Origin of the sequence: Clostridium tarantellae (assembly GCF_009295725.1) — a bacterium.
In the GTDB taxonomy this organism is placed as follows: domain Bacteria; phylum Bacillota; class Clostridia; order Clostridiales; family Clostridiaceae; genus Sarcina; species Sarcina tarantellae.
The window spans coordinates 1-24,916 of the sequence record NZ_WHJC01000020.1; the positions used below are offsets into that span (position 1 = coordinate 1).

30 protein-coding genes and 1 pseudogene are annotated in these 24,916 nt (G+C 25.4%); all 31 read right to left on the bottom strand.

Going from position 1 to position 24,916, the window contains the following annotated elements:
• On the bottom strand, positions 1 to 688 hold a 688-nt coding region (locus tag GBZ86_RS03100), incomplete at its 3' end, for a segregation/condensation protein A (RefSeq protein ID WP_327443817.1).
• 98 nt (positions 689 to 786) lie between these two features.
• Entirely contained in the window at positions 787 to 1,953 is a 1,167-nt protein-coding gene (locus tag GBZ86_RS03105) for a D-alanyl-D-alanine carboxypeptidase family protein (protein WP_152887642.1), read from the bottom strand.
• A gap of 165 nt (positions 1,954 to 2,118) precedes the next feature.
• On the bottom strand, positions 2,119 to 3,420 hold the full coding sequence (locus tag GBZ86_RS03110; protein WP_152887644.1) for a pyrimidine-nucleoside phosphorylase: 1,302 nt from the start codon (positions 3,418 to 3,420) through the stop codon (positions 2,119 to 2,121).
• 142 nt (positions 3,421 to 3,562) lie between these two features.
• Positions 3,563 to 4,435, bottom strand: coding sequence for a site-specific tyrosine recombinase (locus GBZ86_RS03115; protein WP_152887645.1), 873 nt, complete (start codon positions 4,433 to 4,435; stop codon positions 3,563 to 3,565).
• A gap of 49 nt (positions 4,436 to 4,484) precedes the next feature.
• Positions 4,485 to 5,108: a stage II sporulation protein M gene (gene spoIIM / locus GBZ86_RS03120; protein WP_152887647.1), complete on the bottom strand. Its 624-nt coding sequence runs from the start codon at positions 5,106 to 5,108 to the stop codon at positions 4,485 to 4,487.
• Between the two features lie 113 nt (positions 5,109 to 5,221).
• The gene (locus tag GBZ86_RS03125) at positions 5,222 to 5,755 is read right to left on the bottom strand and encodes an NUDIX hydrolase (RefSeq protein WP_152887649.1); all 534 of its coding nucleotides are present in this window, start codon (positions 5,753 to 5,755) and stop codon (positions 5,222 to 5,224) included.
• A 24-nt stretch (positions 5,756 to 5,779) separates the two neighbouring features.
• Positions 5,780 to 6,598, bottom strand: a pseudogene (spo0A, locus tag GBZ86_RS03130) (sporulation transcription factor Spo0A).
• A 156-nt stretch (positions 6,599 to 6,754) separates the two neighbouring features.
• Positions 6,755 to 7,924: a SpoIVB peptidase gene (spoIVB, locus tag GBZ86_RS03135; RefSeq protein WP_152887651.1), complete on the bottom strand. Its 1,170-nt coding sequence runs from the start codon at positions 7,922 to 7,924 to the stop codon at positions 6,755 to 6,757.
• A gap of 178 nt (positions 7,925 to 8,102) precedes the next feature.
• Positions 8,103 to 9,806: a DNA repair protein RecN gene (recN, locus tag GBZ86_RS03140; protein WP_152887653.1), complete on the bottom strand. Its 1,704-nt coding sequence runs from the start codon at positions 9,804 to 9,806 to the stop codon at positions 8,103 to 8,105.
• A gap of 26 nt (positions 9,807 to 9,832) precedes the next feature.
• Positions 9,833 to 10,285: an arginine repressor gene (locus GBZ86_RS03145; RefSeq protein ID WP_152887655.1), complete on the bottom strand. Its 453-nt coding sequence runs from the start codon at positions 10,283 to 10,285 to the stop codon at positions 9,833 to 9,835.
• Positions 10,286 to 10,288: 3 nt separating this feature from the next.
• Positions 10,289 to 11,137, bottom strand: coding sequence for an NAD(+)/NADH kinase (locus tag GBZ86_RS03150; RefSeq protein ID WP_152887657.1), 849 nt, complete (start codon positions 11,135 to 11,137; stop codon positions 10,289 to 10,291).
• A 16-nt stretch (positions 11,138 to 11,153) separates the two neighbouring features.
• Complete coding sequence (locus GBZ86_RS03155) at positions 11,154 to 11,960, bottom strand: TlyA family RNA methyltransferase (protein WP_152887659.1); 807 nt, start codon at positions 11,958 to 11,960, stop codon at positions 11,154 to 11,156.
• Between the two features lie 12 nt (positions 11,961 to 11,972).
• Complete coding sequence (gene dxs / locus GBZ86_RS03160) at positions 11,973 to 13,835, bottom strand: 1-deoxy-D-xylulose-5-phosphate synthase (RefSeq protein ID WP_152887661.1); 1,863 nt, start codon at positions 13,833 to 13,835, stop codon at positions 11,973 to 11,975.
• A gap of 18 nt (positions 13,836 to 13,853) precedes the next feature.
• Positions 13,854 to 14,729, bottom strand: a complete 876-nt coding sequence (locus tag GBZ86_RS03165) for a polyprenyl synthetase family protein (RefSeq protein WP_152887663.1) — start codon at positions 14,727 to 14,729, stop codon at positions 13,854 to 13,856.
• On the bottom strand, positions 14,719 to 14,946 hold the full coding sequence (locus GBZ86_RS03170) for an exodeoxyribonuclease VII small subunit (RefSeq protein WP_152887665.1): 228 nt from the start codon (positions 14,944 to 14,946) through the stop codon (positions 14,719 to 14,721). The genes GBZ86_RS03165 and GBZ86_RS03170 overlap by 11 nt, the downstream gene beginning before the upstream one ends.
• 17 nt (positions 14,947 to 14,963) lie before the next feature.
• Entirely contained in the window at positions 14,964 to 16,163 is a 1,200-nt protein-coding gene (xseA, locus tag GBZ86_RS03175) for an exodeoxyribonuclease VII large subunit (RefSeq protein ID WP_152887667.1), read from the bottom strand.
• A 1-nt stretch (position 16,164) separates the two neighbouring features.
• Positions 16,165 to 17,001: a tetrahydrofolate dehydrogenase/cyclohydrolase catalytic domain-containing protein gene (locus tag GBZ86_RS03180; protein WP_152887669.1), complete on the bottom strand. Its 837-nt coding sequence runs from the start codon at positions 16,999 to 17,001 to the stop codon at positions 16,165 to 16,167.
• Between the two features lie 25 nt (positions 17,002 to 17,026).
• A complete protein-coding gene (gene nusB, locus GBZ86_RS03185; protein ID WP_152887671.1) occupies positions 17,027 to 17,431 on the bottom strand; it encodes a transcription antitermination factor NusB in 405 nt (134 codons plus the stop codon).
• Between the two features lie 118 nt (positions 17,432 to 17,549).
• A complete protein-coding gene (locus GBZ86_RS03190) occupies positions 17,550 to 17,942 on the bottom strand; it encodes an Asp23/Gls24 family envelope stress response protein (RefSeq protein WP_152887673.1) in 393 nt (130 codons plus the stop codon).
• 86 nt (positions 17,943 to 18,028) lie between these two features.
• The gene (locus GBZ86_RS03195; RefSeq protein ID WP_152887675.1) at positions 18,029 to 18,529 is read right to left on the bottom strand and encodes a SpoIIIAH-like family protein; all 501 of its coding nucleotides are present in this window, start codon (positions 18,527 to 18,529) and stop codon (positions 18,029 to 18,031) included.
• A 29-nt stretch (positions 18,530 to 18,558) separates the two neighbouring features.
• Complete coding sequence (spoIIIAG, locus tag GBZ86_RS03200; RefSeq protein WP_152887677.1) at positions 18,559 to 19,167, bottom strand: stage III sporulation protein AG; 609 nt, start codon at positions 19,165 to 19,167, stop codon at positions 18,559 to 18,561.
• Positions 19,168 to 19,184: 17 nt separating this feature from the next.
• Positions 19,185 to 19,736: a stage III sporulation protein AF gene (gene spoIIIAF, locus GBZ86_RS03205; RefSeq protein WP_152887679.1), complete on the bottom strand. Its 552-nt coding sequence runs from the start codon at positions 19,734 to 19,736 to the stop codon at positions 19,185 to 19,187.
• Positions 19,737 to 19,740: 4 nt separating this feature from the next.
• Positions 19,741 to 20,913 (bottom strand): stage III sporulation protein AE, encoded by a 1,173-nt coding sequence (gene spoIIIAE / locus GBZ86_RS03210; protein ID WP_152887681.1) that lies wholly within the window; start codon positions 20,911 to 20,913, stop codon positions 19,741 to 19,743.
• Positions 20,914 to 20,923: 10 nt separating this feature from the next.
• Positions 20,924 to 21,310 carry a stage III sporulation protein AD gene (spoIIIAD, locus tag GBZ86_RS03215; protein ID WP_152887682.1) on the bottom strand — a complete coding sequence of 129 codons (387 nt, stop codon included), beginning with the start codon at positions 21,308 to 21,310 and terminating at the stop codon, positions 20,924 to 20,926.
• A gap of 9 nt (positions 21,311 to 21,319) precedes the next feature.
• The gene (gene spoIIIAC, locus GBZ86_RS03220) at positions 21,320 to 21,517 is read right to left on the bottom strand and encodes a stage III sporulation protein AC (RefSeq protein ID WP_152887684.1); all 198 of its coding nucleotides are present in this window, start codon (positions 21,515 to 21,517) and stop codon (positions 21,320 to 21,322) included.
• A gap of 15 nt (positions 21,518 to 21,532) precedes the next feature.
• Positions 21,533 to 22,051, bottom strand: a complete 519-nt coding sequence (gene spoIIIAB, locus GBZ86_RS03225) for a stage III sporulation protein SpoIIIAB (protein WP_152887686.1) — start codon at positions 22,049 to 22,051, stop codon at positions 21,533 to 21,535.
• Between the two features lie 12 nt (positions 22,052 to 22,063).
• Positions 22,064 to 22,948: a stage III sporulation protein AA gene (spoIIIAA, locus tag GBZ86_RS03230; RefSeq protein ID WP_152887688.1), complete on the bottom strand. Its 885-nt coding sequence runs from the start codon at positions 22,946 to 22,948 to the stop codon at positions 22,064 to 22,066.
• Between the two features lie 112 nt (positions 22,949 to 23,060).
• A complete protein-coding gene (locus GBZ86_RS03235; RefSeq protein WP_152887690.1) occupies positions 23,061 to 23,417 on the bottom strand; it encodes a hypothetical protein in 357 nt (118 codons plus the stop codon).
• Between the two features lie 63 nt (positions 23,418 to 23,480).
• Positions 23,481 to 24,038, bottom strand: a complete 558-nt coding sequence (efp, locus tag GBZ86_RS03240) for an elongation factor P (RefSeq protein ID WP_152887692.1) — start codon at positions 24,036 to 24,038, stop codon at positions 23,481 to 23,483.
• Positions 24,039 to 24,233: 195 nt separating this feature from the next.
• Complete coding sequence (locus GBZ86_RS03245) at positions 24,234 to 24,599, bottom strand: hypothetical protein (RefSeq protein WP_152887694.1); 366 nt, start codon at positions 24,597 to 24,599, stop codon at positions 24,234 to 24,236.
• Positions 24,596 to 24,916 (bottom strand): hypothetical protein (locus GBZ86_RS16955; RefSeq protein ID WP_207707415.1); only part of this gene is annotated, 321 nt, incomplete at its 5' end. The genes GBZ86_RS03245 and GBZ86_RS16955, both read right to left, overlap by 4 nt.

The window sequence follows — 24,916 nt, forward strand, 5'->3', positions numbered from 1 at the left end:
TTTTTACACAAGCTTCTTTAGTCAACTCTAATAAAGCTAAAAAACTAACAATAATCTCTAGTTTACATTCACATTCATAAATAACTTGTGAGAAATTTAAAATTTTTGTATCTTGTAATTTATTTTTCAAATAAATAATTTTATCTTTTACTTTATAAACATCCTTATTTATTTTTTTTTCTATTATTGTAGTATTTTGTTTTTCATTATATATTCTAATAATTTCATTATATATTCTATATAATTGCAACATAGTTACATTTTTCAAATAAGAATCATCGTTATTATCTATTTTAACATCTTCAATCACTTCAGGTTTTTTAGTAAAAACTTCTCCTATTGTTAACTCTCTACTCTTTAAAAATTCAGAAACTTTTTTGAATTTTTTATATTCAATAAGCTTTTCTGTTAATTCCTTTGTTAAATCTTTTTCTTCTATTTCTTTATCTGCATTATTATTTGGCAATAATGATTTAGACTTTATTTCTATTAGAGTTGCTGCTATTACTATGAACTCTGAAGTAATTTCTAGATCTAATTCTTGCATCATATTTATATACTCTAGATACTGCTCTGTAATTTCATGTATAGGTATATCACTTATATTCATTTTATTTTTTTTTATTAAATGCAACAATAAGTCAAAAGGACCATCAAAATTCTTTAATTTAAAAATTGGCTTTTCCACCTTTTATTTCTCCTAATGCATAAACTTCAAATTATATAATAGCAGTTATAAATTGAAAAAGCAATTAGTGTTAATTCTTTACTAATTGCTTTTTATAATTATTCTTTTCCGGAAAATAATTTTTGTAATTTATATTTTATATTATCTATAAAACTTCCACCTTTTATATCTCTATCTGAATATAATTCTATTTTATCTAATAACTCTCCATTTAAATAATATTCACAATAACCTATAGTTTCATCTTTATTATATTTATTCTTACTTTCATCAATATTTAATTTTTTCTCTATTTTATCAAAACAACCTTTAGGATAAACTAAAGTTAAATTATCTTTAGCTTTTGCAATTATGAATTTATCTCCTTTTTTGTTCATAATTATTTTTTCTACTTCTCCATCTTTTTCAACAATCTGTTTGCTTTCATATTTAGAAAAGCCATGATTTAAAAGCATACTAGCATCTCTGTTTCTTACTTTATATGTAGGCGCTCCCATTATAACAGATAACATTCTTACACCATCTCTAGTAGCTGTAGCTGATATACAATATTTGGCTGTATCTGTAAATCCAGTTTTTAAGCCATCACACCCTTTAAAAAATCTAACTAGTTTATTATGATTAACTAATTCTATTGGACTTCTTCTACCTTCTGATATAGTTTCCATATATGTACCTGTATATTTTAGAATTTTTGAATGTTTTAATAGTTCTCTAGACATTATTGAAATATCTAAAGCCGTTGTTAAATGTCCATCTATAGGCAATCCTGTACAGTTTTTAAAAGTGGTATTTTTCATTCCTAGCTCTTCAGCTCTCTTATTCATCATATCAACAAATCCACTTTCACTACCACCTAAATATTCTCCCATAGCTACAGCCGCATCATTTCCTGATGCAATGGCTATTCCCTTTAATAATTCTTCTACTGTTCTAACTTCTCCAACGTCTAGTAACATAGTACTTCCACCCATTTTTTTTGCATTTTCACTTACTGTTACTTCATCACTTAACTTTATTTTTCCACTATCTACTTGCTCAATAGCTAATAACATAGTCATTATTTTAGTTACAGAAGCAGGTGCAAACTTTTCATTTGAATTTTTTTCAAATATCACCTTACCAGTATTAGCTTCCATTAAAATAGCTGATTTAGCTTCAACCTCTATATTTTCATCAGCTTTTACCTTTACAGTAGTACATAATGTACACAGGAAAAATATAAGTGCAATTATAGATGCCTGTTTTTTAAAATTTTTTTTCATAAATATATCCTCCTTTCAAACTTATTTTCTCCGAAAAAATTTAAATTATCACTAATATATAAAACTAATTGTATTTTTTACTTTATAAGCCAAAAAGCAACTAAAAGTTTACTATTTTAAAAATAGTAAACTTTTAGTTGCTTTGCTTTTAAATTTATATAAAATCTATTTTATAATATCATATACTAAAGGTATATCTTTAAATGAATTACCTATACTATAATTTGCCAAAATATCTTTTACAGCTTTTTCACCTTTATTTAAATCATTAGCATGAACATATGCTATTATATCACCTTTTTTTAATTTATCTCCTCTTTTTTTATTTAATACTATTCCTACAGCTAAATCAATAATACTATCTTTAGTAGCTCTTCCAGCTCCTAGTTCCATTGCTACTAAACCTATATTTTCAGCATTTATTTTACTAACAATACCATCTTGCTCACTTTTTACCGGAATAATATATTTTGCTTTTGGTAATTTTGAGGTATCATCAATTACAGATGCATCTCCACCTTGAGCATTAACAAACTCTTTTAATTTTTTTAATGCTATTCCTGATGCTATACTTTTTTCTAACATTTTTCTTGCTTCTGCTTCATCCTTTGCATGACCTGATAATACAACCATATTACTTCCTAAAGTAAGACATAATTCTAATAAATCTTTAGGTCCATTTCCTCTTAATGTTTCTATTGCTTCTTCTACCTCTAAAGCATTACCTATTGCAAATCCAAGAGGCTGATCCATATCAGAAATTACTGCCACAGTCTTTCTTCCTACATTTTTTCCTATTGAAACCATTTCTTCTGCCAACTCTTTTGCCATTTCTGGAGTTTTCATAAATGCTCCATCACCAACTTTTACATCTAAAACTATAGCATCAGCACCTGCTGCTATTTTTTTACTCATTATACTTGATGCTATTAAAGAAATATTATCAACAGTAGCTGTAACATCTCTTAATGCATATATCTTTTTATCAGCTGGAGCTAAATCACCAGTTTGCCCTGCAACAGCAATTTTTATTTTATTAACATTATCTATAAATTTTTCTTTTGACATTTCAACTGAAAATCCTTCAAAACTCTCTAGTTTATCAATAGTTCCTCCAGTATGACCTAACCCTCTTCCAGACATCTTAGCAACTGGTATTCCAAGAGAAGCAACCATAGGTGCTAAAACTAATGTAGTAGTATCTCCAACTCCACCAGTTGAATGTTTATCTACTTTAACACCTTCTATTTTTGATAAATCTAAAACATCTCCTGAATTAACCATAGCCATTGTTAAATCTGAAGTTTCTCTAGCATTCATTTTTTGAAAATAAATAGCCATTAATAAAGCTGCCATTTGATAATCTGGAATGCTTCCTTTTGTGTAATTATCCACAATAAAATTAATCTCGTTTTTAGATAATTCACCACCATTTCTTTTTTTTAAAATTAAATCATACATTCTCATAAGTATTTCCTCCATACGTTTAAACATCTTTATGATATCATTTTCATCACCTTTTTAATATTACCAAAAAATTCATCAAAACTCAAACTCCAATAATCCTTATTTTAAAATAAAAGGCTCCAAAAAAGCCTTTTATTCACATTTAAGCTCGTGGATGAGCTTTTCTATATATATTATTTATTTTTTCACTATTAATTATTTCATAATACATATCAATATACGTCATAACTTGATTTCCTAATAGTTCTTGAACAACTTTAGCATTTGCACCATTTTGTAATAAATGTACTGCAAAAGAATGTCTAAAAGTATTTAAATTTATATCTTTATCTATACTTGCTATAACTGAATACTCTTTAACTATTCTCCATACACCCTGTCTTGTTATTGGCTCTCCACTCATATTTAAAAATAATTTATCTGTTCCTTTAGACGTTTCTTCTCTAACAACTATATACCTTTTTAAAGATTCTCTTGCTTCTTTTCCTATTGGAATTAAACGTTCATATCCTTTGTTGTCTGTACATCTAACAAAAGATAATTCTAAATCTACATCATCTACTGCAAGAGATATAAGCTCAGAAACTTTCATTCCAGTAGCATACATTACTTCTAATAGAGCTTTATCTCGTACACCTTTTTCAGTAGCAATATTAGTACTATTCATAATTTTATTTATTTCATCAACAGTAAGTACTAATGGCTTTCTTTTTTCTACTTTTTCTTTTCTTATTGAGAGTTCAGGTACCTTCTTAATTACTTCTTCAGCCACTAAAAAATTATAAAAATTTCTTAATGATATTATAGTTCTCTGAATAGAAGATGGTGATTTCTTCTTGTCCTTTAAATATTGAATATAAGCAATTAATGGGTATCCTTCTTCATTTACAGTTAAATTACTCTCCTCAACAAAATCTAAATACATAGAAACATCAGTAATGTATGCACTAACAGTGTTTTTTCTCTTTCCTATAGATTCTAGGTATACTTCATATTTGCTTACCAAATCTCTCATATTAACTCCTAACTAAAATGTTATTACATAATTATTTATATTACAAACATTAACCAGTAATTACTAATTTAATTAAATTTGGTGATATATATGTTTCTATTATTATTCCTGCTACTAAAATTAAACTTAAAATAGCTTGTATATTTATATATAACTTATTGATTTTACTATTTCTAACGCCTTCTTTTAAAATATCACCTTTAAACTTTATAGTAGAATTTTTTACTGCTAAAATACTTATAATAATAATACATGGAATAAATATCAAATTTTGAATTATAATGCCCAGAAATAATATTAAAACTCCTTTTGTACCAAGAAGTGTAACTAACAAAGAAAATGTAAACCCAATTACATAACCTTTAATCATATCAATTATTAATATAATAGGTGCTCCTATCATTGTATATCCTAATAAAATTATTAATATAACCATTGGAATTATATTAGTTACACTATTTAATAATATTTGTGTATAACTTATAGGACTAGTTTTTATATGTTCTAAAAAGTTATTAAAATAATTGCTTATTTCAATTTTATTAAAATCACTCATATAATATACAGTGTAGGATCCAAGCACTAAACCTATTAAAAAAAACAATAATATCCATAAAAAAGTAACTTTATTATCTTGCATAGCTTCTTTTATTTGTTGCAATATTCTTTTCATATTTAACCACCTTTCTTATCTTTTATAATAAAATTTATGATTTACATAATAAATTTATTCTTAATTACAAAAAAAATAGTTTGAACAATTAAATTGTTCAAACTATTTAAATACTAAATATTTTCCAAAAAAAATATCGCAGCTATTGTTTTAGCATCTATTATTTTTCCTTTACATATCATTTTTTTTACATGTTTTAATGAAGCTACTTTTAAATTAAGAAATTCATCTTCATCTTTAAATAAAATTTGTCTTTTATATAAATTTTTTGCAACATAAATATTTACTTCTTCATCGCAAAAACCAGGAGATGGTGCTATTTTCCCAATAAATTTTATATTTTGTGTTGAATAGCCTGTTTCTTCTTCTAGCTCTCTTAAAGCACCTATTTTATAATCTATGTCATTTTTATCAATTTTACCTGCAGGTATCTCTAAAAAATTTCTATCAAAAGGCTTTCTAAATTGTTCAACTAATAATATATTTTCATCATCTATAAATGCAATTATTGCTACTCCACCAGAATGTCTAACTATTTCTCTAAAAGCTCTATTTTCATCTGGTAATTTAACCTCTTGATTAACAAGTTTTAAAATATTTCCTTCATAAATAATATTTTCATTTAATGTTTCTTCTCTTAAATTCATATTAACCCTATTTTAATTCTTTTATTAGCTAACTTTATTTTTCAATCTAAGTTTATCTGCAACCATAGCAATAAACTCTGAATTTGTTGGTTTGCCTTTATCATTATGCACCGTATAACCAAATAACTTATTTATAGCTTCAATTTGTCCTCTTCCCCAAGCAACTTCTATTGCATGTCTAATAGCTCTTTCTACTCTACTAGCTGTAGTATTATATTTTTTAGCTATTGATGGATATAATTCTTTTGTTATAGCTGATAATAATTCCATATCATTTACAACCATTGTTATAGCTTCTCTTAAATACATGTACCCTTTAATATGAGCTGGAACTCCTATTTCATGAATTATATTTGTTATTTCTGATTCTAAATCCATAGGTTCTTTTTTACTTTCATATTTTAATTCAGGTACTTCTACTAAAGATATAGTTCTATTAGTTGATACCTCTTCTGAAATGGTATTGTTAAACATTTGTCTTATTCTTTTTGTAAATACATCCATATCAAAAGGTTTTACTACTTAATAATCTGCTCCTAATGTTATTGCTCTTTGTGTTATTTTATCTTGACCTACAGCAGATAATACTATTATTCTTGGAATTTTATCAGTATTTAAAGAGCTTAATTTCTCTAATACTCCTAATCCATCTAAATGAGGCATTATTATATCTAAAACGACCAAATCTGGCTTTTTTTCTTCAATTAATTTTAGAGCTTCTACTCCATCTTTTGCTATTCCAGTTACAACTATATCTCTTTGATTAAGCAAATAATCATTTAATATGTTACAAAACTCTTTATTATCATCAGCTATTAATACAGATATTTTTGAATCTTTCATAAACTTCTCTCCTTACCTCTACTATCTTTTTCCATTTATTTACATTAAACTTATTCGACAAATTCATTATAAATCCTTCTAAATTTAATAAAAATACTAAGAAAAATTTTACTTTTCCTTAGTATTTATTATAACATATATTTACTTTATACACACTTATTTTATTATATTTGAATCTTTTAACATCCATTCTATGTAAATTCCATATCCTGTATCAGGCTTATTTACTAAAACATGAGTTACTGCACCTATTATTTTATCATTTTGTATAATAGGACTACCACTCATACCTTGCACAATTCCTCCTGTTTTTTCTAAAAGCTTTTTATCTACTACTTTAATTACCATGCTTTTAGGTCCTGCTTCAGTTTGAGATAATAATTTAATTATTTCAATATCATACATTTCAGGTCCATTTTCATCTACTGTGCTTATTATTTTAGCTGGGCCTAATTTAATATCTTCTTTTTTTCCTACTTTATAAGGCTTATTATAAATGGATTTTAACTTATTACCTTTCATTTCTCCGAAAATTCCACAGGAAGTATTAGATGTTACATTACCTATAGGAGTATTTTCATTTATAAATATCCCTTTTAATTCTCCTGGTAATCCTTTTTCTCCTTTTCTTACACTTTTAATTACAGATTCTATCAAATCTCCTTTTTTAACATTAAGAATTTTATCAGTTTCACTATCTGTTATAGGATGCCCTAAAGCACCATATTTATTAGTATTTTCATGATAAAAAGTTAATGTTCCAACTCCTGCTGTAGAATCTCTTACCCATAATCCTATTTTTTTATTTCCTTTAGAATCTATAATTACTTCTACATTCTTCTCCAATTCTTTTCCATTTCTATTTATAAGTATTTTTATATTTTTATCTTTAACATCATTTAATTTTCTTGCTAAATCTTTAGAATTTTCTATATTTTTGCCATTAAACTTTAATAATATATCCCCTACTTCTATACCACTTTCTTTAGCTGAACTCTCTATAATATTATCTTTTAATTCTATTTGAGAATATCCAACAGCTAATACTCCTTCTGTAGAAATTTTTACACCTATGGGAATTCCACCTGGATAAAGCTCAATATCCTTTGATTTTAAAATATTATTTACTTCTAAAACTCCGTAATTATTTTTAAATTCTTTATGTTTTGATGTGTTATTTAAAATTACTGGGGATACTTCAGTACTCACATTTTCTGCAAGACAATTTATTTCATTTGAAAATATGAATATAGAAGATAAAACTAATAATAGTGAAAATATTATAAGTTTAAAAATCCTTATTTTTTTTTCATTTAAAAAATTCATTTTATCTCCTCCTTTTCTATACTTAAGTTTCCCACTTCTTAAAATCATTATGCTATATTAACTTTGTTATTATAGCCAAAAGATTTAAATTTATACTAATTATTATCATTTTTATTGATATTTTTTCAAAAAAAATAGAACTGTCTTACAGTTCTATTTTGTATAAAATTCTTATATATTATGTATTATTATCTATAATATATCTTTTTTTATTAGCTGCTAATCTTATCATCTCTTCAGCATTTAATAATGTATTTTCTGTTAATTCCACTCCGCCTAACATTTTTGCAATTTCTACTATTTTATCTTTTTCTCCGATAGGTTCAACACTAGTAAATGTTTTTTCATTAGTAATATTCTTTTTAACTATATAATGATTATCTGACATACTTGTAATTTGAGGTAAATGAGTTATACAAAAAACTTGATGTTTTGTAGAAATCTGATACATTTTTTCTGCTACACATTGAGCTATTCTTCCACTTATTCCAGTATCAATTTCATCAAATATAACTGTTGGTATTTTATCTTTATTAATAAAAACTGTTTTCATTGATAACATTATTCTTGATAATTCTCCACCTGATACTATTTTTCCCATTGATCTCATTGGTTCTCCAGGATTTGTTGATATTAAAAATTGAACTATATTTTTACCTAATGCATTAAATTCTTCACTGTTTTCTACACTAACTTTAAATTTACATTTACCTAATCCCACATATTCCAACTCTGATTGAATTTTTTCTTCTAGAATACATGCTGATTTACATCTAATTTGTGTTAAATATTCAGATATTTTTTGCAAATCATTTATTATAGAATTTTTTTGTAAGTATAATTTTTCTAATATCTTTTCTGAATTGATCATTTCATCATATTGTTTTTCTAAATCTAATTTATATTTAAGAATTTCTTTAATTGATACTCCATACTTCTTTTTAAGAATACTTATTTTATATATTCTACTGTTTATTTCTTCTAATTCTTGTTCATTATAAGATATATTTTCAGAAATATCTCTTATATCTATACTTATCTCTTGTAAATCATAAAATATATTATTTATTTTTTCATTTAAAGTTTTTATCTTTTCTGAATGATTTTCTATTAAACTTAATTCTTTTGTAATTGTAGAAATAGAATCTAAAATAGAATTATCTCTTTGTGAAGAATTAAATAAATTATAAGATAAACTTAATGCATTTCTTATTTTTTCTGAATTAAATAAAATATTATATTGTTCATTTAATTCCTCTTCTTCTCCATCTATTAGTTTAGCTTCTTCAATCTCTTTAATCTGATATTCAATATAACTTATTAACTTTTCATTTTTTCCTTCTTTACTTAATTCTTTTATTTTATTATCAATATCCTTTAATTTTATATAAGAATCTTTATATAAGTTTAATTTATCTTTTAAATCATTCCATGCAAAAGAATCTAAGTATATTATATGATTTTCTTTATTTAATAATGTATGATTATTATGTTGACCATGTATATCTACAAGTTTTTCACTTACTTTTTTTAAAACAGACAATATAACAGATTTTCCATTAATTTTTATAATACTTTTACCATTTTGGAAAGTTTCTCTTGAAATTATAATAATATCATCATATTCTATATTTAATTCATTTAATATACTTTTAACATTTGCATTATTTTCTATATCAAATATAGCTTCTACAAATGCTTTATCCTCACCAGTTCTTATTGTACCTTTATTAAATTTGCTACCTAATACATAATTAATAGCATCTATTAATATAGATTTTCCTGCTCCTGTTTCTCCAGAAAGAATAGTAAATCCCTTCTTAAAGTCTAAGCTTAAGCTTTCTATTAATGCAAAGTTATTAATAGATAGTTGCAGAAGCATATCACACCTCCTAAAATAAAATTCAATTATTCTTTCATCATTTTTAATATAGTTTTAACTAATTCTTCTGCTTTATCAAGAGTTCTAACTAAGATAAATATGGTATTATCTCCTGCAATAGTTCCTGCTACATCTCCTAATTTAAGCGTATCTATAGCTTCTGCCGCTGCTGATGCTGAACCTGAAAGTGTTTTTACAACTACCATCTTGTCTATATTCTCAACATGTATAACTGTATTATTTAATATGCTAGTTAATTTATCAACCATATCATTTTTTTGTTCATTTAAAATAGAATATTTATATTTTCCATCAATATCTTGAGTCTTTATTAACTTTAAAGTTTTTATATCTCTTGATACCGTTGCTTGAGTTACATCAAATCCTGCCTGTTTTAATTCTTCTGCTAACTCTTCTTGAGTCTCTATTACTTTTTCATTTATTATCTCTATAATTTTAGAATGCCTCTTTGATTTCATTTGTTAATCTCCTTCACATTCCGGAACTTTACCAAAAATTTTTTTTCTTAAAACTTTAAAATAATTTTTATTGTTAAATACTATTATATTAAAATTATCTTTACTTTGTTTAATTTTAATTTTAGTTCCTTTATTAATTTTTATAGATTTTTGCCCATCTATCGTTAAAAAATTTTCTTCTTCTTTTATCTCTGGAATTATTTCTACTTTACTTTTTGAACTAACTATTAAAGGTCTTATTCCAGGAGTATGAGCACATATAGGAACTATAGATATAGTTTTTAAATTAGGTGCAATAAGAGGACCTCCTGCTGAAAATGAATATGCAGTAGATCCTACAGGGGTAGATATTATTACTCCATCTCCATTAAAAGTTGTATATAGATTTCCATCAATTACAATTTTATATTTAGTCATTCTAGAAAGTGTTCCTCTTGCTAAAACCATATCATTTAAAGCTTTACTCTTAAAAAATTCAGTACCTTTTATATTACATTGTAACATCATTCTTTTTTCTACTTTATAATCATTTTCTTTTATTTTTAGTAAAGCCTTATCTAGTTCATTACTTTCTATACTAGATATAAACCCTAAGTTACCTATGTTTACTCCTAATATAGGTGCTTTTATAATGTGAGAAAACTCTCTCGCAACCCCTAGCAAAGTTCCATCACCACCTAATACTATTAACAAGTCAATTAAACTCCATTCTTCTTTAATTTTAGATTCATATTGTTCAATTATAATTATTTTCTTAGGATTTAAATAAAGTTTTATTTGTTCTATTACTTTTTCAAGCATTTTTCCATTTTTATCTTTACTTTTATTAATTATAACACCTATATTATTCATTATACCTCTTTTAATACTATAAATTATTATGAGATTTATTTACTACCTCATTTATAATATTATAATCAAAATCTCTACATTCATCACATTTTTTTAGATATATTAAATACTCTATATTACCTTCTGGACCTTTAATTGGAGAGTAATCTAACCCTAAAATATCTAAATTATTTTCCAAAGCAAAATTTACTATTTTTTCAATAACTTCTATATGAGTTTCAGCTTCTCTTACTACACCTTTTTTTCCTACTTTTTCTCTTCCTGCTTCAAATTGTGGCTTTATAAGTGCCATTATTTCACCATTTTCACCCAATAAATTAACAGTTGCTGGTAATACTTTTGTTAAAGAAATAAAAGAAACATCTATAGATGCAAAATCTCCAAATTCTTTTGTATCTTCTATTGTAACATATCTAATATTTGTTCTTTCCATACATACAACTCTAGGGTCCACTCTTAACTTCCAAGCAAATTGTCCATACCCTACATCTATAGAAAATACTTTTTTAGCTCCATTTTGTAGCATACAATCTGTAAAGCCTCCTGTAGAAGCTCCAATATCAAAACATATTTTTTCACTCAAATTAATATTAAATGATTTAATAGCCTTCTCTAATTTAAATCCACCTCTACTTACATATGGAATTTTTTCTCCTTTAAATTCTATATTAGAATTTATAGCTATTTTTTCTCCACATTTATCAACTCTTTGACCATCAACAAATATTTTACCAGCCATTATACTAGCTTTAGCTCTTTCTCTTGATTCAAAAATTCCTTTTTCAACCAAAAGCACATCTAATCTTTCTTTTTTTTCAGCCATAAGTTACTCCTTTTACTTCATTAAACTTTTGATAGATTCTTTTATTCCCATTGGATCTAATTTATTTTTAGCATAAAGAATATTTACATCACCATGAGGTATAAAATTATCATCATAACCTAAAGTTACTATTTTGCCTTTAAAATTTATTTTATTTAATTCATTTAATATTAAAGAGCCCAATCCACCTAAAATCATATTATCTTCTACAGTAATAAAATCAAATTCATCTTGAGCAAGTTCATAAATCATTTTTTTATCTATTGGTTTTATAAATGTTGCATTTATAACAGTAACATCTTCACCAGATTCTTTTTTAAATTCTTCAGCTGCTATTAAAGAATGCTGAACCATTCTTCCAGTAGCTATAATTACTACTTTCTTACCCGCTCTTAATTTTTCCCATTGTCCTAAAATTATTTTATTTAATGGTTTTAATGAAAGATTTAAATCGCCACCTCTTGGATATCTTATTGCTAAAGGACTATTATATTCTGATGCCCATTTAAGAATTGCTCCAACTTCATCCATACATTTTGGTGAAATTATAGTCATATTAGGTATATGAGATAAGTAAGAAATATCAAAAATCCCTTGATGTGTTTCTCCATCTTCACCTACAATTCCAGCTCTATCTATACAAAACACTACTGGAATATTTTGTATGCAAACATCATGCAATACTTGATCATATCCTCTTTGTAAAAATGTTGAATACACTGCAAAAAAAGGCTTTAATCCTTCTAATGCCATTCCTGCACTTAATGTAACAGCATGTTGTTCTGCTATACCTACATCAAAAAATCTATTAGGAAATTCTTTAGAAAAATTTTTTAGTCCTGTACCATCAGGCATAGCTGCAGTTATAGCTACTATTCTTTCATCTTGTTTAGCTAAACTTACTAATTCATCTCCAAAAATCTTTGAATAATTTTTTCCTGAACTTTTTACAAATTCTCCACTCTCATAATCAAAAGGTCCTACGCCATGAAATTTATTAGGATTTTGTTCTGCATAATCATAACCTTTACCTTTTTGAGTAACAGTGTGAATAATAACTGGACCTTCTATCTCTTTTGCTCTTGAAAATACTTCACTTAACTCTTTTATATTATGACCATCTATAGGTCCTAAATATTTTAATCCCATATCTTCAAAAAACATACTTGGTACAACCAATTGTTTTATGCTATCCTTTATTTTAGTTATAGATGTAGCTATATTTTTACCAACATTTGAATGATTTAAAGTTGAATTAATTTCAGCTTTTAATTTATTATATCCTGGATCTAATCTTATCTTACTTAAATAACTAGAAAGTCCGCCAACATTTTTAGAAATGGACATTTGATTATCATTTAATATTATTATAACTCTACTTTTTTTATATCCTATATCATTTAATGCTTCTAATGCCATACCTCCAGTTAATGCACCATCACCTATAACTGCAACAACATTATTATTTTTCTTTAAAATATCCCTAGCTCTTGCCATTCCACAAGCAGCTGATAAAGAAGTGCTACTATGTCCTGTATCAAAAAAATCATATTTACTTTCACTTCTTTTGGGAAATCCACTCATACCACCATATTGTCTTAAATTATTAAATTCTTCTATTCTACCAGTTAATAATTTATGTACATAACTTTGATGCCCTACATCCCAAATTATTTTATCTTTAGAAAAATCAAAATTTTTAAAAAGGGCTAGTGTTAATTCAACTACCCCCAAATTTGATGCTAAATGCCCTCCTGATTTAGAAACTCTATCTATTAAAAATTCCCTTATATCATCAGCTAAAGATATTAATTGGCTATTGTTTAAGCTTTGTATGTCTTTAGGACTCCTTATACTATATAAAACATCTCTCATTTACACCAATTCCTTTTCTTAATATTTTCTATGTAATAATGATAAGGTAATTTCTTTTAAAGGTGTAATATTTCCATCTATACTATCTAATATATTTAAGCATTCTTCAGTCAAAATATTGCATTTTCTCTGACATTCCTCTACCCCAAATAAAGAAACATAATTTGTTTTATCATTATCTATATCACTTTTAACATTTTTACCTAAATCTTCAGTTGTGCTTATTACATCTAAAATATCATCTTTTATTTGAAAAGCCAATCCTAATTTATATCCATAGTCTCTTAATAAATCTATATCCTTTTCAGAAGCATTTGCTAAAATAGCCCCTGCTATTACTGATGATTTAATTAACTCTCCAGTCTTTTTTAAATGCATATAATTTAATTCTTCTAAAGATATTTTTTCTTTATTACCTTCATTTATTATATCTACAATCTGTCCACCAATCATTCCCTCAGCACCTGCTGCCTCTAAAATCTCTTTACTAGCTTTTAATGCTTGAATATCTCTCTCTAAAGAAAATTTTAACAATATATTCATAGCTTCATTCAATAGTGCATCACCTGCTAATACAGCAACTGCTTCTCCAAAGACTTTATGATTAGTTGGCATACCTCTTCTTAAATCATCATTATCCATACATGGAAGGTCATCATGAATTAAAGAATAAGTATGTATCATCTCTAAAGCTAAACTTGCTGGTAAAATTGTTTCATAATCATTTTTATATATATAATAACTTAATAACATAATAATAGGTCTTATCCTTTTTCCACCTATATTTACACTATAAGCCATAGCTTCATATAATTTTTTATTATAACTTTTTTCACCTAAAAAATATTCTTCTAAGCTTTTATCTATAAGAACCTTTAAGGCATCAAAATTCATTGATTTCTCCTCCTAAGTCTTTTTCAACATCATTATTAACTATTTTTATTTTTCCTTCTAGAGCATTTAATTTTTTATATAATTTATTAAGTAATTTTACCCCTTGTTCATATTTTTTTATTGATTCTTCTAATGGCATTTCTCCACTATCTAAATCATCAACTATAAATTGTAGTTCTTTTAACATTTCCTCATAATTGTTTTCTCTTTTTGCCAAAGCAATTTCACCCACTTCTATTCTTTAATACTTATCTCTGATTCTACAATACCATCTTTCATTCTTATTTTTACATTTTTATTATTTTTTAGGTTTGAAACATTACTTATAATATTATCTTCTAAATCTGTTATTAGGGCATATCCTCTACCTAATGTATTTAAAGGATTTAATGCCATTAATATATTATTTAAACCTTCTATTCTATTTTTTTCCTTATTAAGCTTTACATTTAAATAATACTTTAAATTTCTATTAAGTTCATTAACTTCATTATATTTTTCATTTATAATAATATGAGGATCATTACTTTGCAATATTTTACCTAAAAAATTTAATTTGTTTTTTTCATTTTTTATTTTTACATTTATAAAATTCTCAAGTTTCTCCCCTATATATTCTATATTTTCCAATATATTATTTAAATGTGGTGATACAATTTCCGCTGCTGCTGATGGTGTAGCCGCTCTTATATCACTTACAAAATCACAAATTGTATAATCAACTTCATGACCTACAGCTGATACTACTGGTATTGAACTATTAAAAATTTCATAAGCTAATTCTTTATCATTAAAAGCCCATAATTCTTCAATAGAACCTCCACCTCTTCCTATTATTATAACATCAACATTCTTTTTGTTATTAAAATATTTTATTCCTTCAATTAAAGTTTTAGTAGCTTCATTTCCCTGAACTAAAGCTGGATATAATATCATATCTAATAATTTATTTCTTCTTTTAATAACAGTAATTATATCTCTTATAGCTGCTCCTGTAGGTGAAGTTATTATTCCTATACTTTTAGGATACTTAGGAATATTCATTTTATATTCCAAATTAAAAATTCCTTCTTCTTTAAGTTCTTTTTTAAGAAACTCAAATTTTTCAAATAGTTCTCCTACTCCTATCTTTTTAATTTCTTTGCAATATAATTGATAACTTCCTTCTTTTATGTATACTGATAAACTTGCCTTTAATTCAACTTTCATACCCTCTACTAGCTTTAAATTCAAATTAACTGCATTATCTCTAAACATAATGCAGTTAATCTTACTATTATCATCTTTTAAAGAGAAATAAATATGCCCACTAGAATGATATTTTAAATTGGAAATCTCCCCATTTACACTTAAATTATTAAGTATAAAATCATTGTCAATGGATTTTTTTAAATAATTATTAACTTCTGTTACTGTTAATATTTTAAGCTTCATATTATTTTAAACCCTCACAAGCATTTTTAAATAATAAAGTTGTAGTTAAAGCTCCTACTCCTCCTGGTACAGGAGTTACCATAGCCGCTTTTTCTATAACATCTTCAAAATCAACATCACCTGTAATTTTTCCATTAACATTGCTAGTTCCTACATCTATAATTACAGCACCTTCTTTTATATATTCACCATCTATAAATTTAGGCTTACCAATAGCTAACACTAATATATCCGCTGTTTGAGTAATCTTTTTTAAATTTTTTGTTTTAGAATGACATATTGTAACAGTTGAATTTTCATTTAAAAACATTTGAAATAAAGGTTTGCCTACAATATTACTTCTTCCAACTATAACTACATTAGCTCCTTCTAAAGGTACTTTATATGCTTTTAATAAGGTTATAACACTATTTGGAGTACATGGTAAAAAAGATTTTTCCCCTTTATAAAATCTTCCAACACTAGCTTCTGATAAGCAATCTATATCTTTCTCTACACTAATTATATTAGTTATAATTTTTTCATTAATATGTTTAGGTAATGGTAAAAGAAGAATTATACCATCTATATTTTTATCAAAATTAAGTTTTTTAATCAAAGAAATTAAATCTTCTTCTAATATTGTTTCATTTAAAATTATTTTTTCAAAATCAATATTTAATTGTTCTGCTAATCTTTGCTGAAAATTTTGATAATATATGGATCCTCCATCATTTCCTACAAGTATAGAAACTATTTTAGGAGATTTATTTAAAGTTTTTTTTGTTGTGTTAACATAACTTTTGATTTCTTCTTTTATCTCATTAGCTATTTCTTTTCCACTCATTATTATTCCCATATATTATTCCCCCTTAACTTTAATTTTATATACTTTTATATACTTTATCTAATACTCCATTTATAAATGATACTGATTTATTATCTGAAAACTTTTTACATAACTCTATTGCTTCATTAATTGATACTCTTTCTGGAATGTCATTAACAAACATTAATTCGTTTATAGCTAATCTTAATATAGCTAAATTAACTTTTGATATTCTATTTAATTTCCAATTAACTAATTGTTCTTCTATAGCCTTATCTATCTTTTCTTTTTGTTCTCCTATTGCTATTAATCCCTGTTTTATATATTCTAAATCAATGTTTTCTTTAGAAATATCTTCATTTCCAATAAAGTTTTCAAATGTTTCTAATGCAGTATCTCCTGTTATATCCATTTGATATGTTAATTGTAATAAGTATTCTCTTGATTTCTTTCTATTCATTATATCCTCCTATGTTAACATCTTTATATAATATTATTATCTTAATAAATTCATCTTAAACATTAGTTAATATTTTAACACAACGAAACACCCTCTGTAACCAGAGGGCGACTTTTTGCTATTTTTCAACTATTTCATTTTTATCTTCATTTTTTAAGATAACTATGTTTTGCACATATATGTTCACTAATGCAACCTTTAATCCTGTTATAGCTTCTACAGTCTTTTTAACGTTCTCTTGTACTTGACAAACCACCTCTGGTATTTTTAAACCGTACTGGACACTAATAGTCATATCTATAACCGCTTCATCTTTATCTACTGAAACTTTAATTCCTTTAGTCAATCCTTTTTTAGTAAACTTTTGACTAATACTAGATGCAGTATTATGATGATTTGTTTCAATAACCCCTTTTATTTCTGAAGCTGCAATACCCGCTATAACACTTATAACTTCATCTGATATTTTTACTATACCTAAATTAGCTTCATCTCTATTTATTTCACTCATAAAGTTGAACCCTCCTACAAGTTTTCCACACAAAACTTCATAATCATAGGTTCATTATAGCAAATAAATTGTTACAATACAAATAATTATTTGCTTTCTATTTGTACATCATATATTTTAGATACATTAAGAACTATATCCTGAATTGCATTAACTTCTTCTTGTAATAATTCACCATCATTTTTTACTGTAACTCTAGCTTTATCATCATTTATTATACATACAGCATCCTCAAATCCCTTACTCTTAATGCTCATTTCTATTCTTGATTCTTGCTCCATAGACATATTTTTTTGAGTTAATGTTTCTGTAGCTTCATTTTTCTTTTCTTGTGAAGTATTAGTATCTTGGATTATAGCATTTAAATTTTCAATAAACTGATCATCTTTTTGCTCTCTTACGCTTCTTGCCTCATAAAAATAATCTGTTGATGTAGATGTACTTTCTTCTTTAGTTTCAGTCTTGTCTGTTGATACTAATTCATTCATTCCATCTTTTAATTCACTATTAACTTTACTAGCTAATATACCAGTACAAATTATTAATGCTAATAATGTTAATATAATCCCAGCTTGCTTTCTATTCATAATAATAACTCCTCCTAAATACCTCTAAATTAATTTTTTTTCATTGCAAACACATTTACCTTATCTACACCTATATCATATAAACTTGATATAGCTTTTCTAATTTCATAGTTGATTTTACTATTATCTGCACCTTCAGCTACTACCACTATTCCAGTTATCTTAGGCTTTTCAGTTTTTAAAATTAGTGGTTCATTTCCTTCAACATTTGTACTTATGACAACCTTTCCTCCTGTAGTTTCTTGATTGTTTATCCTCTTACCACCTTCACTATCACTTTCTTCTGTAATGTTTTTAGTAGATGAATTTTCAATAGCTGGAACCTTAATTTCACTACTTTCAAAATTTATCATAACTTCTACATTTCCAACCCCATCTATCTTCTTTAGTATTTCAGTAAGAGCTTTTTTTTGTTCTTTTTCATAATCACTTATCATAGTTTCATTAGCTTCTAAATTCATTTCTTCATTTTTAGGTTCAATATTTACTTTCTTACTTTTAGATATATTGTTTACACCTGAAAAATATGACACAACCAAAAAAAACATTATAACTATTAACAAAATAATTATTAAGTTACCTATATTTTTTTGTTTTAGTATAGTTTCAAACCTTTCTTTTAATTTTTTATAATCCATATATCCCTCTCCTCTATTTACATATACTTAATATTTATCTTATCTTTGCTAATTTGTAACTCATCACAAACCATACTTTTAACTTCTTTTAAAAATTCATCTTCTATTTGCAACTTATTTTCTTTTTCCCCAATAACAATTTTTTCTACTTTTTTTATTTTTTTATCATCTATAACTCCTATGTTAACCTGTTTAATATCAGCTTCCATTTTATCTACATTCATAGTTCCTTCTATTTCAACTTCAAATTTTTTATCTTTATAAGTATTCTTTAACTTTTGAGTTAATACATTTTCTAAACTTTCTTTTAAATAATCATTATTGTAAATAGATTCTTTATCTTTATTTTGTTGAGCAAAATTTTCTTTTTCTTTAAATGGATTTTCTATTTTGGTTTCATCAAAATTTAAAAAATTTAATATAGGAGTAATCATTACAGATAACAAAATTAATGATAATGCAAATTTCACATGTTTTTTCATTTCATCTGTGTGTAACAATAAGTATGCTATAGATATAAATATAACTGTTACACATAGTGTACTTGCCCAATTTTTTATTATCTCCATAAAATTAACCCCCTACTATAAATTTTCCTGATGATGCTATCATAGTAGCCATTATAAAAAACATAATACTTACACTTATTATGCATGATAATATCATAACTAAAGCATCACCAACCATATCAACACTTGAAGAAATACGAGAATCTACTACTGGTTCTATAACTGCTGCTGTAAGTTTAAAACTTATAATCATTACAGCCATCTTTATTATTGGATATAATACCATAGCTACTAATATAATAACTCCTAAGGTACTTACTACACTTTTCATTGCTAAAGAATACCCAGCAACTGTAGATATAGCATCTGAAAAAGCTTTTCCTACAATAGGAATAAAATTATCTACAGCAAATTTTACTGTTTTTAATGCAACTGCATCTAATGTATTAGCCGTTATTCCTCTTATAGTTAAAATAGCAACAAACACTGTAAGTACAAAGCCTTGGGATATCATTACAATTTGTTTGACAAATTTACACATTCTTCCTATGCTAAATTCACTAGATAAATTATTAGCAAATTGTAATGCAAAATATATTAATATAAGTGGGAAAATAAAATTCATATATATTCTTGGAGTAATTGCAACGGCACCTAATACTATTGGGTCTATAGTCATAGCAGAAGCTATTCCTCCTGCCGTAGAAATTAATAGCACTAAAACAGGTAATAAAACATTCATGAAATCTACAAGAGAAGTTAATACATCCCTTGCTAAATTTAAAGATACTAAAAAACTTTTTGACAATAACATTATTAAAAGCGCAAAGCATGCATAAAACGCAATACTTGAAACTCCTTCATCAAGAGAAAATGCATCTTGTAAACTTTTAAGTATAGCACTTAAAAGAGCAATTACTAATATAGACATTACTAATTTTAATATTAATTTTACTTCTTTAAATAAAAAACTTACTATTGAATCCCATATTTTCTCCATAGATATAGGATCTTCACCTGTTTTTAAATATGTGGATATATACTCTTTAGCATTTATTTTTCCTAATACTTCATCACCAATTTGCAGTTCATTAACATATTGATAAAATTCTTCCATTTTAGTGTTGCTTTCTATTTTGTCTTTTGCTTCTTCAAGTTCAGTATTAGCTTTAACATTTATGTTTACACACATAATAAAACAAATAATTATAATTAAACACCTTAATATTTTTCTCATTTTTAAGCACCTACATTATTTTTAGAATAGAATCTAAAACACTCATCATTATTGGCACAGCTAAAAATAATATCATTATTTTCCCTGTAAACTCCACCTTTTTTCCTAAAACTGTTACTCCTGCATCCCTACATAACATGCTACAAAAAGTTGATAAATATGCTATTGCTATAATTTTCATAACTATTTGAATATAAGCAAAATCCATACCTACTTTATCTGCCATTGAACGCATAAATGATATTATTTCTTTTATATATGGTGAAATAAATAAAAAGATTAATATTCCTGCTGTCAATAATATCATTAAAGACAATACACTTTTTGTTTCATGTAATAACATATATATGAATAATACAACTAATGAAAATGCTACAACTTTAATTACAACATCCATGAAAACCTCCTACATTATAAACATAGTTTTAACACTATCAAATAATCTACCTATAAGAGATATCATCATAGTAAGTATTATTACAATACCAACAATATTAGCTAATGTTGCATATTCATTTTTTCCACTAGCTGATAATACTTTATCAAGTATTACTAATAATATCCCTACTCCTGCAATCTTAAAAATCAAACTTAAATCTAACATATTATTCCTCCCTTTTTACATTAAAAATATTGATATCATAGCACCTACACTTACACCTAAATATCTATATACCTTTCTATTACTATTACATTCTTTTTCTGCTATTTTTAATAATGAATTTAATTTTTCTTTTGCTAAACTAAATAATTTACTTTGTCCATCTACATTGGTTTCGCCTAAAGATTTTGATAAATCTAAAAAAACATCATAATCTTCATTCTTTAAATTTAAATTTTTCTTATGGTCATTTATACTACACTTAAAAGCTATATATACATTACTTACTTCATTTTTACTAAGCTTTTCTGATATATCTTTAAGTAAAATTTTAATTGGTTCTTTACACTTTTCCCCTATTTTATTTAATGCATTTGGAAGAGGTGTATGTGCAAATATTATTTCATTTTGCAAATCTATTAATGCTCTCATTAGCTCTTGTAATTGAATATATCTATTATTAAACTGCTCTCCATATGAATATCCAATAAGTGAACATAACATTACTATAAGCATTAATAAAAAAAATCTAATCATATTTTTTCCTCCTTAAATAGTGTAAATACCTTCTAATGTTCCAACACCTTCTCTATTACTTAAAACAACTATATTGTTAATTATTTTATTGCTTAAAATTTCATTAAAAATAGGTCTATTATATATATCCTCTATACTTTTCCCATGCATAGTTGCTATTATATTTACTCCTGAATTATATGCCATCAACATGGCTTCCATATCTTTATAAGTACCTATTTCATCACATATTAATACTTCTGGTCCCATACTTCTTATAGCAATCATCATTCCTTCACTTTTTATACAATTGTCATATACATCTGTTCTTATTCCAACATTCATTTGAGGAATTCCATTATAACAAGCTGCTATTTCACTCCTTTCATCTACTACAACAGTCCTCTTACCAATAATTTCAAGATTCAAATTCCCATTAGATATATTTCTAGCTATATCTCTTAATAATGTTGTTTTCCCACACTTTGGTGGAGAGATAATCAGTGTATTTAACACTGCTCCATTTTTAACTAAAGCCTGCATTATGCTATTTGAACATCCTATCACTTCCCTGCATATTCTTATGTTAAGTGAAGCAATATTTTTAATAGTTTTTATAGTACCATTTTCTATAACACATTGTCCTGCTAATCCAATTCTATGACCTCCTTGTATAGTTATATATCCTTGTTTTATTTCTTCTTCAAAAGCATACAAAGAATAATTGCTAATTTTTTGCAACATATTTTTAATATCTTCAACGGTAGCACTATATCCAAAAATTATTTCTTTATTATTAACTACAGCTATTAATGGTTTGCTAGCCTTTATTCTTATCTCTTGTATTTCATTTAAATTATCTATACTTGAAATATTTTTATAAATTTCTCTAGATAAAATTTCCAGAACTTCTTTCATCTTAAACTCCCTTCCCTTTTCTATTAAATTAATATTACTTTACATAAAAAATTATTACTTTACATAAAAAATTTTATAAAAAAAAAGCCTATGGCTTTTTTTCCATAGACCTTTATATATTAAAATTCTTATTACAATAGGGACAAGGAATTTCCTCTTTACCAGATAACATTTCCTTTTCCACATATAAAGTTTTGTTACAATTTGAACAAATAACTTCACAATATTCTTCTTCATGTTCTTCTAGTTCTTCAAGTGTTAGTTCTTCAAATAATTCATCTTGAACTCCACTTAAATCATCATTTAATAATGTAACAGTTTCATCAATTGTTTCTATATTTACTTGAAGTTCTTCAACTTTTTCTAAAATCATTTCAACTACATCTAATAATTTTTCATTAAATTCATTATTTTGTTCATTTTTTACTATTTCTTTTAAAGCTTCTATATCCTTACGAATATTTTTCATAGAAATTCACTTCCTTATACTAAATGTGCTAAGCTTAAAAAGCTTAGCACATTAAAAGATATATTAAACTCTTTCCATGTAATCGCCAGTTCTTGTATCAATCCTGATAGTATCTCCCTCTTCAACGAACATTGGAACGTTAACTGTTGCACCTGTTTCAACTACTGCTGTTTTCATAGCAGCTGTTGCAGTATTACCCTTAATACTTGGCTCACATTCAGTTATTAATAATTCAACAAAATTTGGAGCTTCAACTGAAAAAGCATCTCCTTTATAGAATTTTATTATAGCAAACATATTTTCTTTTAAGAATCTTATAGCATCTTCTACTTTTTCATAGTTTAATGGAATTTGCTCAAAAGTTTCTTGATCCATGAAGTAGTATAACTCTCCATCTGAATATAAATATTGCATTTCTTTTCTTTCAATAACTGCTTCTTGTAATTTTTCAGTTGGATTGAAAGTTTTATCTGTAACTCCTCCTGAGATAACATTTCTTAATTTAGTTCTTACGAATGCAGCACCTTTTCCTGGCTTAACATGTAAGAAGTCTATAACTGTAAATACTTGTCCATCTTGCTCAAAAGTTGTTCCTTTTCTTAAATCACTTGCTGATATCATTAAGTATCCCTCCAAAATCTATTAATTCATTTTATATTATAACCCTTTAAGATAATTTAATACCTTGTCGGATATATCTATTAGATTTATTTTCTCCTTAAAACACCAATCATATTTTATCAAAACCTATAAATAAATGCAATTATTTTCATTAAATTTCATATATTATAGAATAAACATAAGTGCAATATATCTTTAGGTATTAACTTCCATAGTGCATTGAAAAAACTCATCTTTTTTAATTTCATAAGATGATATAATAAATTCTTTTTCTTCTAAATATTTAACATATTTAATTAATTCATCTATATTCCCATTAAAATTCAAAATAGCTTTAAATTTATTTTTTTCATTTGTTAAAGTACTTATACTTACATTTTCATTTTGAAGTAAGATTATAAAATCTTCTATATTATAAATTTTATTATTATTTTCAATAATTATAGTAGGAATTTCTTCTGAAATTTTATAATTCATTAAATAATTATATTTAATGGATTGTATAAATAATAATATTAATAAACTTATTGTTAAAAACAAATATAATTGTGCTTTCTTCACTTAATTCTTCCTTCTCCTTGTATAAGATTTTCTTCATTTAAATAAATTAATTTATCAATTTCACCTATTTTATTGATTATATTAATAACTACTGATAATTCTTCTTCTTTAATTTTAAAAATAAATTTATTATCTTTAATTAATAAATTGTTTAAACTATTATTTTTTAAAACACTTTCCAATTTTAAAATAGTATTTTTTTTATCTTTTCTATTATAATTTAAATTTTCATTATTTATATATTTTTCATTATTTACATTATTAATTTTTTTTCCTTCTAAATTTAAATTTATTGATAATATTATTAAATTTAATAT